General features: G+C 42.7%; 9 protein-coding genes. 1 reads left to right on the top strand and 8 read right to left on the bottom strand.

The genetic code is table 11. The features are described from left to right. Window positions 1–14 precede the first annotated feature (14 nt). The 8 genes from PQO03_RS06080 to PQO03_RS06045 form a co-directional block, all read right to left on the bottom strand. On the bottom strand, window positions 15–1523 hold the full coding sequence (locus PQO03_RS06080) for a sulfatase family protein (RefSeq protein WP_274148712.1): 1509 nt from the start codon (window positions 1521–1523) through the stop codon (window positions 15–17). Window positions 1524–1530: 7 nt separating this feature from the next. Continuing rightward, a complete protein-coding gene (locus PQO03_RS06075; protein ID WP_274148711.1) occupies window positions 1531–3531 on the bottom strand; it encodes a glycoside hydrolase family 43 protein in 2001 nt (666 codons plus the stop codon). A gap of 23 nt (window positions 3532–3554) precedes the next feature. After that, window positions 3555–4295, bottom strand: a complete 741-nt coding sequence (locus PQO03_RS06070; RefSeq protein ID WP_274148708.1) for a hypothetical protein — start codon at window positions 4293–4295, stop codon at window positions 3555–3557. Window positions 4296–4415: 120 nt separating this feature from the next. Continuing rightward, window positions 4416–8414: a hypothetical protein gene (locus PQO03_RS06065; protein WP_274148706.1), complete on the bottom strand. Its 3999-nt coding sequence runs from the start codon at window positions 8412–8414 to the stop codon at window positions 4416–4418. Further along, a complete protein-coding gene (locus tag PQO03_RS06060; RefSeq protein WP_274148704.1) occupies window positions 8404–12285 on the bottom strand; it encodes an outer membrane protein assembly factor BamB family protein in 3882 nt (1293 codons plus the stop codon). Before PQO03_RS06060 ends, PQO03_RS06065 begins: the two co-directional genes overlap by 11 nt. Before the next feature lie 16 nt (window positions 12286–12301). Continuing rightward, complete coding sequence (locus tag PQO03_RS06055) at window positions 12302–13117, bottom strand: type II secretion system protein (RefSeq protein ID WP_274148702.1); 816 nt, start codon at window positions 13115–13117, stop codon at window positions 12302–12304. A gap of 10 nt (window positions 13118–13127) precedes the next feature. Further along, complete coding sequence (locus tag PQO03_RS06050; protein ID WP_274148700.1) at window positions 13128–14228, bottom strand: GntR family transcriptional regulator; 1101 nt, start codon at window positions 14226–14228, stop codon at window positions 13128–13130. Window positions 14229–14325: 97 nt separating this feature from the next. Continuing rightward, window positions 14326–15222: a GntR family transcriptional regulator gene (locus tag PQO03_RS06045; RefSeq protein WP_274148698.1), complete on the bottom strand. Its 897-nt coding sequence runs from the start codon at window positions 15220–15222 to the stop codon at window positions 14326–14328. A 191-nt stretch (window positions 15223–15413) separates the two neighbouring features. Between PQO03_RS06045 and PQO03_RS06040 the strand changes: the two genes are divergently transcribed. Beyond that, a complete protein-coding gene (locus PQO03_RS06040) occupies window positions 15414–16874 on the top strand; it encodes an FAD-binding oxidoreductase (RefSeq protein WP_274148696.1) in 1461 nt (486 codons plus the stop codon).

The following is a 16874-nucleotide window of genomic DNA, read 5'->3' as shown; positions in this document are numbered from 1 at the left end:
CTTATTTAACTCTTTTATTTAGCCTGAGGCGGCCAAGGTTTTTTTGTTTCATAGACTTTTACTAGATCACTGTAGTAAGCCTTCTCTTTCTGCAGCAGTGCGGAAAAGGTATGCTTTCTTTTTTTATTAATAATTTGATCCAGTTCATTGTAGGTTTTGCGCTGATAACGCATGTGGTAATTAAGTACCTCTTGCATCAAATCCATGCGAATACTTTGGTAGTCTTCATGGGACCATAAGTTGTGTAATTCATCTGGATCATTGCCGCGATCGTAAAGCTCACCCTCACCCGTCTCACGGTAATAAACCAGTCGGTATTGCTTAGTGCGTATAGCCGTACAAGCGTGATGTTCGCAAATAATCGCATCACTCCCTTCGGCTTCACCCTTAGCTACAGGAACTAAACTGCGGCCATCCACATTGTCTGGCGCCTGGATATTGCACAAATCACATAGGGTAGTGTACCAATCAACTGATTCAACTAATTCTTTGTTTTTTACCCCTGTTGGACCACCAGGCCATTTGAGTAAGAATGGAATTTTATGGATCGATTCATAGATGCCAAGATTCTTTAAAAAGAGTCCATGCTCACCAGCAAAATCACCGTGATCAGCTGTATAAAAAATGATGGTATTATCATACTCACCCGTTTCTTTGAGGTGATCAATGACGCGACCAATTTCTTCATCAACCTTGGTAATCAAAGCATAATAACTGGCCAAGGCACGTTTGAGTTTAGCTTCATCCGCCACACACATGGGGTAGTCGCCAGGATTGGCCACATAATCTTGCATGAATTGTGGTTTACCAGCAAACTTATTCTCAAATAAGTCACTAATGCTCTTTGGCAAAACGATATCGTCTGGATTGTACATATCGAAATCTTCTGGAGCCGGCGTAATAGGGTCATGGGGACGTTGAAAGCTCATCTTTAAAAAGAAGGGACGATCCTGATCGCGGTTTTCCAAAAACTCCAAACTCTTATTGCCCGTGTAGTGCTCAATCGAGTGTTTATAAGGCAAAGATGCGGGCTGTGAACCATCAAGGGTTTGTTGCCCTTCCTTTGGTGTGCCCTCTTCGTAATGATCTGCTAGACCTTGCTGTGCTAAGTAATCGAAGTAATGACAAGTATGGGGATCATTATCATCTGCATCACACATATCCGTGTAACGAATGTATTCAAAGCCCTCTTTGTCCCAACCCGTAATCATGTGACTCTTACCAACGAGTCCCGTTTGATAACCAAAACGTCGAAAGAGGCTTGAGAGAGTATTGGGGTTAGGAGTCGTAACGTCATTATTTCTATTGCCCAAATAACCGTGATTATTGGTGTATAAGCCGGTAATAAAACTTAAGCGCGAAGGACTACAGATCGGGTTATTACAAAAGCCCTGTTCAAATTCTACACCCTCATTGGCCAAGTCATCGAGATGGGGCGTTTTTACATTGGGGTTACCTGCATAGCCAGTACAATTGGCATTGTGCTGATCACTCATCAACCATAAAACATTGGGTTTAGACATAATTAACCTACTTATTTAATTTCCACTCATCGTGATAAACCACATGAGCAAAACGATTATTTTTCTCATCGAACTCGACGGGCAACCAAAGGTAACGAGAATCGCCTAAATCATCTTGGTTCCAACGATCGCTCATAAAAATGAACTGATCTTCTTTTTCCTCATTTTGAACCACTAATGCAAAGGTACTTTGTGATTCAAAAGTCGTAGCCTGGTGTTCGGGATTTCCCTTTAGGCATTCACCACCACGTAGGGTAAACCAATCGCCCATGAGGTCTTCTGCAGTGGTCAACCATGCACGGTTATCGTTCCAACCCGTACAAGCGGATGTGAAGAGATAATAATAGCCATTTTTCTTAAAGATTGCGGGAGCTTCGCGAACCATGTTGATTAAGATTCGATTTGGTTCACCCACGGGTTTGGTAAAGCTTTCATCCAGCAAAGAAATATGCATCGTTGAATTATTTTCTGATGTGTAAATCAGATAGCCTTTACCATCATCATCTTTAAACAAGGTCATATCGCGGAGCATGCTATCGTTAGGTTGCATACTGCCTAGGTATTCAAAAGGACCCGTTGGTGAATCAGAAATGGCCACCCCACCCTTTGCCCAAGAGTAATCTTCGGCATCCAAGTGGAACCACATGACGTATTTACTCGTCGCATCATTATAAAGAACTTTTGGGCGCTCTAAAACATTGCGTGGATGCAATTCATGGCCCTCTTCGTTTACACCCTCTAGAGCCAAGCCCTCATACTTCCAGTTGTAGAGGTCTTTGGACGAATAACAGGATACACCAGTTAGCGGAGTTCGTGCTGTTCCCAAGGAATTGACCGTTGTTTCAGCGTCTTTATTCTCACCATACCAGTAATAGGTATCCTCGATTTTAATGACACCACCACCGTGGGCTTGGATGGGTTTGCCATCTACATCATTCCACACTTTACCAGGTCGAAAGCTATCGTAGGGTGCATTTGCATCCGCTGATGTTTCAAAAGGATTATTTTCGATTGGGTACTGAGCCACTACATCGTTGATCACTTCATGACCTTTGCGAAGCTGACCATCTCTGCGGATAAAGCAAAGATCTTCTGGAGCACCCCAACCATAATGTACACCGGCTTCTTTGCCATGGGCATCCATACAGGGACTTTCAGAAAGAATATAAGGAACGATACCAGCACCAACTTCAAGGAAAACACTTAAGCCAGGGATGTTCTTCGCACGTTCTTCATCATCCCAAGCACCCCAAGAACATTCAGTTACACACCAAGGTAGATTGTGCTCATTGCAAAAATCAACGGTTTGTTTTACATTCTCACGGAATTTCTCAAGGGTCATACAATGAGGCACGTAATAACGATGCGTCATAATACAATCCACAAAGTCAAGCACACGCTCATCATCACGAACGGGCCCGAAGTTTCCGACTCCAATAGGCGCCTGAACACCATGTGTACGCAGTTCTTCGGCTGATTTTTCAAGTAGCAGGAAGATCGCTTCACGAACAAAGTTGCCTTCTTCTTTGTATTCCAGCCCTGGTTCATTACACAAATCCCATGCAGCAATGATATCATCCTTTGCATACAATTCAGCAATATCCTTGACGTAATCCAAATATAGCACACGCAAGTTGTGACCACCTTCATCGGGATGTTTGCACTTTAAGATGCGATCCGCATCGGTTGAAGTAAAAAATCCAAAAACGGGAATACCTGGGCAACCATTGAATAAGACAGGAATAACTTTTAGGCCAAGTTTGCGATTGATCTCGATTTCTTTTTGCAGGTTACGCAAAAAGAGTTCACGATTGTCCCACCAGGCATCTATCGACAACCAAATTCGCGTTGTGTTGTACCAAGGAAAGTAATCAATCCCTCGGCGCAGTTCCTCTTCAATTGTTGCAGCATTAAAACGATCCAACCAACGGGGAATACCGTGACCTGCAAAGGAAGGTTGGTAGTTAAAACCACGTATGTGACTGAGGGAAGTATTGTTAAGTTTCATTATTCTTACCTAAGAATTGACCTTTAAATTGAAATTGTTTTTATTTCTTTCTTTTGAGCTTTTTCATCTAAGAAAATGACCGAGATATTGGCCGCTGGACGCTTTTTCTGTTCTTCTTTATCAGCGTAAGCTCTTTGTTGAAGATAAAGGCGAAAGTTCCCCTTAGCATTAAATTGAATAATACAGGCACCCTGCTCTTCTTTAATGCTCGTGATGATTTGTTTGTTCTTTGGATCATCAAGAGGGGCAATAGCTAATTCACCTACTCCCGCCTTAGCTGTTACAACAGTAATTAAGTTGGGCATTTCGTTTGTCACTTTAAAATCCCAATAAGCGGCGATCTCTTTGTTAGCTTTCCACAAGTTCCCAGCTTGATTTGGTGAACCAGCTTCTTGACCATCTACAGTTAGATTCAATTCGCGCTTCTTAAGACTGTCGTGCAAGCGATCTTTACGAACCGTCTTTTCATTGGTCTCCTTAATAAACTCAAAAGGTAAGCCCACATTAAAATGAGGTTCATGAGCATCCCACCAGTCTTTTGCCTGATAGCGAAAAATTACATAGCCCTTTGAGCCCACCTGATTAGCTTGTAACTTCCCTTGACCAGCTAGATCTATACTACAGGCAGCTTTCCCTTGATTAAAAGCCTCAGAACTTATAGCTAAATCACCTTTGACGTTTGAGTAAAGGCTGACATTGCTTGCGACTTGCGCAAATAAACCTTGACTGAGTAAGAGTAATGTTGATAAATATTTTAGTTTCATTTTTGTTTCCTTTTTTTATAATTAATTTTTTTTTGAAGTAATTTTAAACACCGAGACCTGAAAATCTGAGTGCTCATAAAAGTCATTAATAATTCAATGACAAACTACTTATAAAATTACTTAATCCACAAAGATGGCTGTGATTACTGCTGGCTTTCGCTTTTTCTCAGCAATCTCTTGATCTGTGTATGGCGCTTGCTTTAAGTTCAAACGTACTTTCCCCGAAAAGTTAAACTGAATCACACAGAGGCTTTCATCACCTTTAAGTTGGATCAATTCACGTTCTTCACCCTTGGCATTTGTTAAGCTAAAGTTTTGTTGACCGGATTGATCAATGATGATGGTCATTTGATGGAGCTTATCATCTTTCGCCTCAAAATCCCAATAGCCTACTTGGGCTTTCTTTTGTCGATTCCACAAGCAACCACCGAGAATTCCCTTTGGCTCTGCAAGTGATTTACCATCTAAACTCATGTTGATCTTTTTGACTTTACTGCCAGCATAAAGACCGTCATTAAAACGTCCAATTTTATGATACTTAAAGTCAATCTTGTCGCTTAGTTTTACTAATGGGACATCATCGCTAAACCAGTCCTTGGCGTAAGGGCGGAAGATCACGAAGCCCGAACGGCCTATCTTACTGTCTCTCAGGGTCCCTTTACCCGACCATAGAATTTGCGCTTGATTATTCTTTATATCTAAGTTACCCGCCACACCAGTGTATAAGTCCACCGCATCGCCGCGTTCGATAAGCATCTCTTCAAAACTCAATTTCTTTTCTACTTTCAGTTTAAGCTCGCCCCATAAGGCTGGTTTTAAAAGAGATTCTTCCGGTGCATCAAAGAGCATCACGGTATTTTTATTACTCCAATAGAGACGACGTGTTGTGGTATTGCCATTACCTAAGAGCACACCGATATCACCCGTAATTTTTTGTTCCTGTGGATTCAAGGCCAAGAGCGACAGTGGAACTGCCACTTCGTATGCATCACCATTGCGAAGCTGAACTTTTGTACCAAAAACCACATTGGTATCGTGATGAGCGACCTTAGTTTTGCCTTGTACCCATTGAATGTGTTCACTCACATCAGCAATATAATCAAATTTCACGGTACGATTTGGCGATGCAATTTCACTCGCGTGACCTTGGCGCTTTGATTTCTGCTCGTAATGAACAGCTCTGAGCTTGCCATTGACCTCACTCATTAAAAGACGTTGGTCCCCTGATTTAGGATGACGCTTGTCATTTCCAGAAGTCGAAATCATCAGATCTAAAGCTCCGCCGGTCTTGAACATACCTTGCCAAGGATCGCCACCCGAGTTCTTCACTAAGTTTTTGTGAAGGGTTTTATAGGCGAGGTATAGCTTGTCCCCTGATAGACGCATGGTCCCCCAAGTACGATCATCAATCGCCAGCCAATCGGCTCCAGCCCAATCATCTAAATTGCCATCCAAAACAATCTCATCTTGACGAATCGCTACTTTTGCGGATTTTTTACCCAAAGCTGCCTGGCGTTGTGCTTCTGCTTTGGAGAACCAAGCCAAACAATCATCTAATTCTGTTTTACTTACATTGATTGTCTGTAAAGGTACGCGCTGCAAGCTATTCAAACCATTGACACGATTAATCGAACTCGTGTGGTTCATTGCTTGAACATAGACATTCCCATCGGATGTTTTGGTAATGGTTTGCCAAAAGCCTTCACCATCACTGGTATAATCATCCATGACGATGCCACGCTCGGCTCTTAAAGGGTTGGGCTTGGCAAAATAACCGTGTTTAAAGAGTGCGGTCACAAACAAGCCATCCGTTGTGAAAAGATAAATTTGACCTGAATTGGCATTTAAGGCCCAAAGTTCTTCTTTATCCTGACTGACCTTGAAGGTAGTTCCAATAACTTTTGTTGTACCAATGATGTCACCAGGCTTGGGTTGGCGATTAATCGGATAACTCTGAGAAGCATGTAAGCCACCCCATTGATTTGGGTAATACCAACGACGACCATCAGCTGTGATGCCACTAACGGAGTGATAGGGTTTGCCGTTGGGCAATAACTCAACGTGGCCATTAAAAGCCACATCACCATTACTGCCTGGAATAAGGACCGTATAGGGGATAGGAATCCCCCATGGACTAAAGCGTTGCGCGCCTTTTAAATCATAATGTGGCACACCTTTGTCGTCGATGTCCGAAACGGCAATTTTAAGAGCATCAGCTGTGTAAAAATTAAGTTGCTCATCTTGATTCAAGGCACCCACTTTACCTGCTTTGAATTGCACCTCATTCACTTGGATCTTTTGGTCATCATTCAAATCAGACCAGGCATAAATCACTGAATTTTCATAGGGCTTCGTGCGATCGTATGTCCATTGCTGATTCGTTGGCACAGTAATGTCATGCCCAGCGGGTATTTTATTTTTATAAGCTTCTGTTTTGAATAAGGACTGATAATTGGCTTGCCCAAGTGCCGCTACAGGCTTCGCAATACCATCTTCCATCAACCAAATCGCAGCCGTAACCGGCCCCATAGTCGGATGTCCCGTATAGGTATTGGTCATATATTGACGACCATTAATATAAACTGGAGTCTCAGGGTTACCCGCTAAATCCCCTTTAGAGTTTGAGAATGGGATATTGTTTGGGTTATCTCGACGATAGAAAATATTTGTTATTTTATCTGTTCCCTTTTCCCAATCGAGTTTAAACTCCATACCGAAATAGTAGAAGCGCGTCTTATCTAAAGGATCAATTTTTCCGCCTCCACCATATTCGGTAGAACCGTAGAAAGCCTTTTTAAAAGTACCTTCTTTTGACCAAATGCTCACACGCTTGGGTTGGTAATCTTCTTCAGCAACCCAAAGTTCACCAGAAGGTGTAAGGGTCAAGCCCATGGGGTAATGCATTTTTGTTTCGTCGTATTTACCGACACTCGGTTTACCGGAAGTACCAATTGTGCGAAGCAATTTTCCTTGGGCATTGAATACTTTGACCTGATGAACATCACCGTGATCTGAAATATAAAAATCGCCATTCTCATCAATGATCAACTCTTGTGGATCTGATAAATCTTTCGTATTGAGTACGTTTACTTGAACCAATTTTTCACCATCGACTTTGAATTGAGTCAACTGCTTGGCATCTAAAACAAATAAATTACCCTTGGCGTCAAAGGCGAGGCCACGGGGATCTTCCATTTTATGAACAAAGTTTGGCTGACTCAGATTTTTGCCACTAGAGACATCAAAAAAGGCAAGTTCTTTACGCAATGGATAAGAAATCACCGCCATTTTTTTATAAACCGCTAAGCCCGCAACAGGGTAATCCACGATGTAATGACTTTTATGGTGTTTAATTTTTTCTTTGCGGTTAAAAAGTGTTTTATTTGCCTCTTCGCCAATGGCAACAATAGAAACCTCACCGTGTCTTGAGGCACCTAAGCCGTAGGCTAAAACATTTTTGTCCTGCCCGGCTTTATCCAGCGTTAAACGCACTGCGCCGGCCCAGCCACCGCCAATGCCTTGGGCACCACGAATCTTTTTACCAGATAAATCCGTCCACACAATGCCATGTGCTCCTTCTGCTAATGAACTGCCAATCAACATTTGCTGACTGGATGGTAGATAGAGAACAGAACTTGGTGGGGTGTGATCCGCCAACCATTGGCCCGAGGCATCGGCATTTCGCCAGCTCGGGTTTGTAGGACTATAGGGTGTAAACTCATAGGTGATGTCAATCTTGTCATGAATCAAGGTACGGACCGTGTATTGCCCTGGATCAACTAGGCGACCCGTTTGGGTATAGTTCCCATGGGGCCCAATATTGGCACGGCCATGATCATCCATACCATCCCAATACACCCAGTGAGAACCCGCTTTAAAAAACTGATCTTTGAGTATGTTGCGTACACGTGTTCCCTGTTGATCTTCAATCACCATGGTCACATGACTGTCTTTTTCAAGAACGAGTGGAATCGCTATAGGTGCTTGATTAGTATCCTTACTGGGCATTTCTACAGAAGGGGATTCAGAAAGCTTAATTTGAGTTTTTTTATCAGGACTCTGACATCCCCAAAACGCCAAACTTAAGGACGTTGCTAATATGATTTTTTTATTGAACATTTAATTCTCCCCAATTCTTAGGATCAAGTTTTAACTCAAAGACCTCGTCGTTTACCAATCCAGTACTTTTGTTGCTCCAGTGATTGCGCAGTACTGTGTCAGTTCCTTTGGCATCGCCGTAAGTAACACCAAAGTCAACTTTAAGTTTATCGCCCTTCTTGAGCTGAATACCTAGAACAGACCATGGAATGGAGGCTTGTACCCAATAGTTTTCTCCACGAACCGTACTTTGAACTTTTACGGATCCTTCAACAGCGACATAATCAACCGGGAAGTCGGTAATCACACCAGAACTGAAGGACATGGGCTTTTTCTCCGCAGATTTTTCACGGTAGAGAACAGCTGTATCTTTGCCTTTCAAGTTACCGATAGATAGGCGTTGATAGGCCTTCTTTCCCTTGTAATCAGCCGCCTGAATTTGTAAATCCACAGTATCACCACGGCCATACATGTATTGCGCCTCTTCTGCACCGTTAACCCATGGTGTTTTATCTTTCACTTGCCAGCCCACGTAAAGATTCTTGTCATCATAGGATGCCGCAACTTTCACATGAGTGTGCTTAGTTTTATTGAATTTTATTTGTTCTTGTCCCTTAAAGTCAGCATTTAGGTTGGCGTAATAAGCACCAGGTGTGTACTTCATGATCTTGTAAATAGAAGGTTCATACTTTGCCTTTGCCATTTTTATGGTTAGATCCGCCGCCTTTTGGAAGTCTTCAGTCGTCACCTTCACACTGGTAACAGCTAAGCGCTCTGTTTTGTCAAAGCCTTTTAATTCAAGGTTCCAAAAAGCCGTGTGACCACTTTGTGCATAAACTTTGCCATCCTCGGTAACTTGCACATAGCCACCAAAGTCCTCTCCACCACCACCGGACGGGGCTCCATTCATATTCGCACCATATTCAGGTTTTGCAGGCCACTTCCAATTCAGGTAATCACCATTAAAGAGATTGGTCAGGTAAAATCCTTCTTCAGTTAATACATGCCATTCACCAACATTAGTGGTAAAAATCCAGGCATTGCCAATGGGCGCTGGAAGTTTAATACTTGTTAGCGGACCATAGGAACCACGAATCAAACCAGTCTGTGGAAATGCAGGTCCTTTATGTGAACCCTGAACCCCTACAAAGGTATTTGGGTACTTCCAAAGTTCTTCGCCTGTTTTACGGTCATAAGCCGTATACCAGGAATTATATTTACCCCAGTCCTTACGACTGTAAGACAGCATCACATCACTATTGAGTGATCCCACACCTGCAACCGGCATAATCTCAGGGTTCTTAATATCAAAGATTGGCGCATTACACTTTGTGAAGCCCTTAAGAGGAAAGGCTTTTTCTGCTGAGTAGAAAGTGAAGTCATTCCACACATGAAGGTTCCAAGGGTTAAAGTGTAAGATACAATCAACCGTCGTTACTTCATTTGCTTGCTCTTTGCCATCGCCATTTTGGTCTGCCCAGTAGTGGGTTTTCTGAGGAACTGAGGCATCTATTTTTTTCTTCTGTCCAAAGAGTCGTTTTCCTTCGTAAGTAAAGCTGGCACGTTTGACAAAGTCACCATCGCCGAGTCGTTCAAAGATATCAATATCGCCTGAACGCCATTCTGTTGTTGAAATAAAGTAGACGCGACCATTGGATGCCTTAAGAGCAACCGAGTTAGCCGTAGGTTTGCGGGTAATCACCCCGAGACATTTAAAGGTCTGTGTTTTAGGGTCAAGTTCCCACTCTGCACTAATACCCATCATCTTGTTAGGATCTTCTGGGTTAATGGCTGCACCTCTAGCTCCGTAATTTGTAGGGCCAAAGAATTCTTTTGAGAACGCCCCAGTCTTGACATCCCAGCGACTGAAACGAAGGGGGTGATTGTCGGCTTCACAAACCCATAGCTGATTGTTTTTGTCAATAGCTACACCTGACACAAAGCGCATTCCATTTTGATTCCAAGGCCCCGTTAGAGGACGACCACCTTGTTGACCGATTTTTTTGAGGATATTTCCCTTCGCATTGTAGACATAGACCTGATTAACGGGTTCACGTATGCCTACGTATACGTCACCTGTTTTATCCACATAAATACCACAAGCATTTTTAAGCCCAGCAAAGGTAAGTTTTGTCGCTTTTTTTGTTGTTGTATCTAGCTTATAAATTGACTGACTTTCTACGATCGCTGGTTCATGAATGCCATTGTAGCCATTGGGATCAAGGGTATAATCGCCACCACTTAGAACGTATAGATTACCCTGTGGGTCACAACTGATCTGGGCAGGCTTCGGCACATCATATTCCGCAAGCTGTTTACCTGATTTACTGTCGTAGGCTCGTACTTTATTTGCCTGACTAAAACTTAGATAAAAACGATCTGCAAAAGCTGCAATGGCGGTTGCCTCCTGAAGCTGAGGGTCATCACTAAGTTTATCTATGGCCAATTCTGCAGCGGGTGAGCCTGCCCATTCTTTGTAAAGCCCTGTCGACTGATCCATTTTATAAACGGCAGCACCATTGGCACTTTTCCCTCTAGAAGGACCACCTAAAACAAAAACAATATCACCAGCAGTCGCCAAGCCTTTGACGGAACTCATACCGCCAAATTTTTTGCGCCACATCACCTTGCCATCAAAATCTGTTGCCACCAAGGCCCTGCCCGATTCAGATTTGAACCAACCGAGAAAAACGCCTTTATCACCTGTGGCTATAGCTGTTGGCGAGCCGTGGTCTCCGCCCCAGTTGGTTTTTGGGCCATTTTCCCATGGCGTTTGCGCAGATGAACCTGCCCAACCACGCCACATAATTTCATACTCTGGGTGCCATAAGCTATGGACGCTATATGTCCCCGGTTTAATTGGCATGCCCAATGTCTCAAAATTTGGTGTCGACAAAACATCCCAGCTAAGAACATTCTCACCCTTTTTCACTTTTTGATTATTGGCCAAATGACGAACAATTTTACCGTCTTTATCTTTGATGACTGTTGAAACATATCCATCTGCAGGAGCATTTACGGTAACATTTTTAAAACCGTCGCTCTTCACTTCTTCTTTTAATCCTGTCCAATCAATACTGGGCTCTTTACCGTTCATAATCGTTGGAAAAGTTCTACCGTCACCCAAGCGAACGTCCAAAGGCTTAGCAGCTGCTTTATCAGCTAGTGTAGCATAACCCCAAGGTGCAAGGCTCCTGTAGGTAAAGATACGATCGATTGGCCCGTCTGGGTTCCAGTTACCCTTAATTGTTAGACGAGTTCCGTTATCAAGCGTAAAATTGGCCTCTGCTGCCAATTTGAGTCTATCACCCTTGACCAAAGCTTTCTTGTCCTTAGTGATGAGCTCCCAAGGAATCGTCAACTCTTGTACATAGCCACTACCATCCTTACGCACGCCGAAAGCCTGCAATACACCATTGAGTTTGGCATTTTTTATTACGACCTTCTTACCTTTTACAGCCATATCACCGTATTGAAAGGTAACGATATCACCACCCCCAACGCCACGCCATGCGGTTACATGGGTAACCTTGGCTGTTTTTCGTTCACCTGTCATAATGCGTACCTGAAGAGAATCACCTAGCCAACCATGGTCAGCGCTCACCTGCCCCGGGTTATTCAGCGGCGTTTTATCGTACCAGTAGCCAAGAAGATACAGATACTTGTTATCGTATTGGGCAGCAAAGCGCATGGCATAGGTTTCGGCATATAAATGTACATCGTTACAGATGAATATTGATTGTGATAGATCCCAATCATCGGATTTACCATCAATCTTGATGTTGCCATCAGCTGGCAAGGCATTAAAACCGTAATTTTCAGTTGGTGTTGCCATAACTTGTGTCGAAAAAAGACACAAGATGATCATGACTGTATATTGATAAGCCTTCATTATTTTCCTTTATTTATTATAAACTTCCGTAGTCAAACATACTTCGCCCAGTAACTAACGTGCCTCCTGCGCGAATGCTTGTGTTAATATTCCCTGTCCCATCATTATAAAAGAAAAAACTAGTTATGGGTTGTAAGACTTGCCCATTAATAGGACTTTTTGCTAAACTTTTTTCTGTGGGTACATCTGCTCCATAGTAGCGGTACCAAGATACCGAACCATCTAAATGACTCACATTGGAACCGTTTGGAACACCTCCTTTTGCATGATTGGTATCTGCTGTTGTCCCGTAGGGTGATGAATCACCGATGAAGGACATATCCGCCCACATGGCGGGACTAGTCCCCCAGGGGCCATTAACACTTGCATTTGCCATGCTAGAAAAGCCTGTTTGCGCATCGGCCATACTCATTTTTATGTCATTTGATGAACCCGCAAATAAACCATAGGAACCATATCTCCCTGACCAGTAACTTTCTTTCGGGTTACTAGGGCAAATGTAGAAACTTGGTGGGTTAAATTTAACTGCATTTTTTATTGAACTCTCACCTTGCAATCCACCACCAAGGTAATCTTCATAGAGCATTAGCATGGCGTCCGCTGTATGAGCACCATACCAAGGAGCGCTATTACCTCCCAAAGCTGGTAGAGACTCAAAATCCATTTCATAGGAAATGGTGGCAAGGCTCAATTGTTTTAAGTTATTCTTACAAACAGCTTTACGAGATGTGTCTCGAGCTTTTCCCAAAGCAGGTAGTAGTAAGGATGCTAAAATACCAATAATGGCGACGACCACTAAAATCTCTATAAGTGAAACTTGCTTTTTTCTCATTTTTTTCTCCTTAGCTTATGGCTACAAGCTGGCTAACTTTTTCTAAATTTTTTGAATGCTCTATGGCGCATAATTCTTCTTCAAATTTGGCTTCAACTACAAGTTCAGCTAATACTTCTGCGCCAAGCCTTTGCTTATTGATGTGATTTATAATCTGTTGGAAAACATCCCGTACATCATAGCCAAGACGCAAGCACGAATGATTACTTTTCTGCAATAAAGGAAAGTTGGCGTGGCTCAAAATTTGCACCTTGCCAATCAGCTTTAGACCCTCCAAAACGCCTTCAACTTCTGGCAAAAAGTTATCGTCAAAGACAATCAGTGCATCGGGTTTATCTTCGACTGCGAACATCAGTGACAATATATTTTTTACCCATGATAAATGGTGGATATCCAAAGATTGAAGCATGGACTCGTCCATCTCAAGACCTAAGTTCTTTGCCTGTAGTAACACTGCATCTTTTTGTTCATCATTAAACCCCATGGGCATTAGGGCTGCTACCTTTTGAGCCTTTAATGATTTGAGTTTAGCCAAGGCTTTACGAGAGAAAGTCTCCATAGACAAACTAAGAGAAGGAATGTTTAAATTATTGTGATTGAGAGAAAACCTTTGCAGTTGTTGTGACTCCAAGGTAGCTGTTCCAAGAAAGTCCTTTGCGTTCATCGCAAAAACAACTCCGGCTAAGCGCTGGCTTTCTACATCATCTAAAAGCTTGAGGTAGGACTCCGATCGAGTCTCTACATTAACATCTGTTCTAACTTCAAAATTAAAGCGACTACTTTTACTGATTTCGCCACAGACTTTTTGGATCACGGACCAATAATTGGTCCAACCGGGTGAATCAGCTTTTGATTTAATGAGAACTGCAAAGTTATACTTATGGGGTAGGTAATCAGCTATATAGGTTCCCCTGCGCGGTACAACTTTAAGAAAACCGCTCTGTACAAGTTGATCACAGGATTTCTGAATTGTCTTAGGAGTCGTGGAAAAGCGCTGCTCCAACTCTGCGCGAGGTGTGAGCTTATCCTGGGGCTTGAGCTTACCTTTAATAATCCACGAACGAATTTCCCCGGCAATCGTTTTGCTCAAATTATAGTCATTCTTATTCATTACCATCTCTGCTATATCTTTATCTTTATTAAAAGTATAGTAGAAGATGAGCGACTATGCAAGACTTAATAAAAAATAAATTAACCTTTTATAACCTTTATTTCCTAAAGCTTGCGATTTCCGCAAGAACTGAACCAGATACGTGAATATGCTTTTGCATTTCTTTTAGCGCTTGGTTCTTTTTATTTTCTTTACAATAACGCAGTACGTTTAGGTGATGAATCAAACCAGAAAAACTACCTTCATCTTGTTCACGAACCCGCAAAGTGTTATAGATAAAGAAACTAATCAGCAACTTATAACGATCGAAAAAACGATTAGAGCAGGCTTCGATCAAACCGTGATGAAACTTATTATCCAGCTCCATAAACTGCTCAATGCCATAATCACCCTGATTACACAACATCTCCTCATGTAAATCATAAAGGGCCTCAAAATTTCTGCGGACTGGATCTCCACTATCGCGCTCTAGCATTTGCTTCAAGGCAAAGAGCTCTATAGCCTCGCGCAACTCCACCACTTCTCTAGTACTTTCAGCATTAATAGGGACAACTCGCCACTGACTGCGACCATTCTTAAGAACTAAGCCATAAGATTGAATGGACAACAGTACTTCTCGAATAAGAGCTAAATGACAACCGTATTTTTTAGCTAAGTCGGTTTCGCTTAAAGCTTGATCCGCTTGGTAGTGACCCGAACCCAAGTCCATAAGAATCTCTTTCACAATCTGCGTCGACCTCTTCTCCGAACTCTCAGATACCTCGAAGTAATCGTCCTGAACAACTGCTCGTCCAAAAGATTTCTTGTGTCCCTGAATGATCAGTGTACCATTTTCTTCTAGTAGAGATTTGGCCCGTTGAACAGTAAAACGACTGACATCAAATTTTTTAGATAAGTCGCCATCGGTCAACAAAGCACTTTCATCCCTACCTTTTAATAGATCAAGCCAGGAATTATAAACTTGCTTTATATAAACACTTAAATCTTTACTCATTAACTTCGCCTTTCTTTAACTCCTAAAACTTAGAGATAAATGCTTAATTTACCAAACATTTACAGAGCTAATTTTTGAATAAAATATATAAAAATGCAATATTTTGCATATTTTTAGTTAAAATTCAATTTGCTAATACCCTATTATAACTCAATAGTATTTGCAGTTATAAAATTTACATAAGAAAGATTATGGACCTACATACAGAAAAAATTCAATGGCAAGATACCTGGACTCAAGCACTCAAAAAGGCTTGTCCACAAGCCCAGGTTTTGACTGATCAAGCAGAGCTCACCGTTTACGAAAATGATGGCCTGGGCTTTCACCGCTACCTACCTGATTGCGTTATTATCGTTAATAATGCCGATGAAATCGCTCCTATTTTGAAAGTCGCCCAGGACTGCGGCTTCCCCTACACAGTAAGAGGAGCTGGCACATCTTTATCCGGTGGTCCAGTGGCTCTTGAAGGTGGACTCATCATTCACCTTTCACGCTTGAACAAAGTTTTAGAGATCAATCCAGACGACATGTACTGCGTCGTTGAACCGGGCCTGGTCCTCAATCGACTCAATACTCACCTTAAGGAACATGCCCTCTTTTATCCCCCCGACCCCTCCAGTGGTTTTGCCTCCACTCTCGGAGGCAATGTGGCTGAAAATGCCGGTGGCATTCGCTGTTTTCGCTATGGTGTAACCGCCAATTACGTTTTGGGTATGGAAGTGATCCAACAAGATGGGCAATTGGTTCGTTTTGGCGGCCCCAGTGCCCAAGGTGGCTCAGTGGGAACTTTCCATTGGAACAGCCTCATGGTCGGTTCAGAAGGCACCCTTGGCATCATCACCAAAATTTGGCTTAAACTCAAACCCATCCCGGAAAAAGTGTGGACTTTCCTCGCTGAATACAAAGACTTACAATCCTGTACTAAAGCCATTAATGAACTGGTGCATATGCCCACCCCACCCGTGGCCATTGAGTTCATTGATAATGCTGTCGTGCAATTGGTAGAAAACTCCAATATGGCGGTTGGCATCGACAAGAAGTCCTGGGTAATCCTTACCGAAATCGACGGTCCAGCTCCACTGGTGGATTGTCGTGTGGAGCAAGTCAAACAAATTCTCCAAAGTCACGACGCTACTAAAGTCAGTGCTGAAGATGATGATGAAAAACGCCTCAAACTTTGGAAGGCTCGCAAAGTCGCTGGTGGCCTTATGGGACAATTAAGTCCCGGCCTGATGATTCAGGATGCCGTTATTCCTAGGGCTCACTTACAAGAAGTCTTGCAATACATCTATGACTTGGGCGATGAATTAGACATACCTGTACTCAATGTATTCCACGCTGGCGACGGCAACTTGCACCCCAACTTTTTATTTGACGATCGAGTTCCTGAAGAAATGAAAAACATCAAGACTCTTTCCAATAAACTCATCGCCAAAGTCATTGAGCTAGGCGGCACCCTATCTGGCGAACACGGCTTAGGAAATGATAAGAGCTGTTACCTCGACCAAATTTTTTCTCCTGAAGAAATTGATTTTCAAATGAGCCTACTCCGTGCCCTCAACATCAACGACCAAATGAACCCAGGGAAAATCATCCCGCAAAGATCCTTTGTCGGTTGTTGCGCTCCACACAAACACGAAAGGAAAGCCTAA

It is taken from the genome of Lentisphaera profundi (assembly GCF_028728065.1).
In the GTDB taxonomy this organism is placed as follows: domain Bacteria; phylum Verrucomicrobiota; class Lentisphaeria; order Lentisphaerales; family Lentisphaeraceae; genus Lentisphaera; species Lentisphaera profundi.
This window is presented reverse-complemented; position numbering and strand designations above follow the sequence as displayed.

Coding starts and splice junctions, on each gene's coding strand:
- PQO03_RS06040 (WP_274148696.1), top strand. CDS start 15,414: ATGGACCTACATACAGAAAAAATTCAATGGCAAGATACCTGGACTCAA.
- PQO03_RS06065 (WP_274148706.1), bottom strand. CDS start 8,414: ATGTTCAATAAAAAAATCATATTAGCAACGTCCTTAAGTTTGGCGTTT.
- PQO03_RS06075 (WP_274148711.1), bottom strand. CDS start 3,531: ATGAAACTTAACAATACTTCCCTCAGTCACATACGTGGTTTTAACTAC.
- PQO03_RS06080 (WP_274148712.1), bottom strand. CDS start 1,523: ATGTCTAAACCCAATGTTTTATGGTTGATGAGTGATCAGCACAATGCC.
- PQO03_RS06055 (WP_274148702.1), bottom strand. CDS start 13,117: ATGAGAAAAAAGCAAGTTTCACTTATAGAGATTTTAGTGGTCGTCGCC.
- PQO03_RS06060 (WP_274148704.1), bottom strand. CDS start 12,285: ATGAAGGCTTATCAATATACAGTCATGATCATCTTGTGTCTTTTTTCG.
- PQO03_RS06045 (WP_274148698.1), bottom strand. CDS start 15,222: ATGAGTAAAGATTTAAGTGTTTATATAAAGCAAGTTTATAATTCCTGG.
- PQO03_RS06050 (WP_274148700.1), bottom strand. CDS start 14,228: ATGAATAAGAATGACTATAATTTGAGCAAAACGATTGCCGGGGAAATT.
- PQO03_RS06070 (WP_274148708.1), bottom strand. CDS start 4,295: ATGAAACTAAAATATTTATCAACATTACTCTTACTCAGTCAAGGTTTA.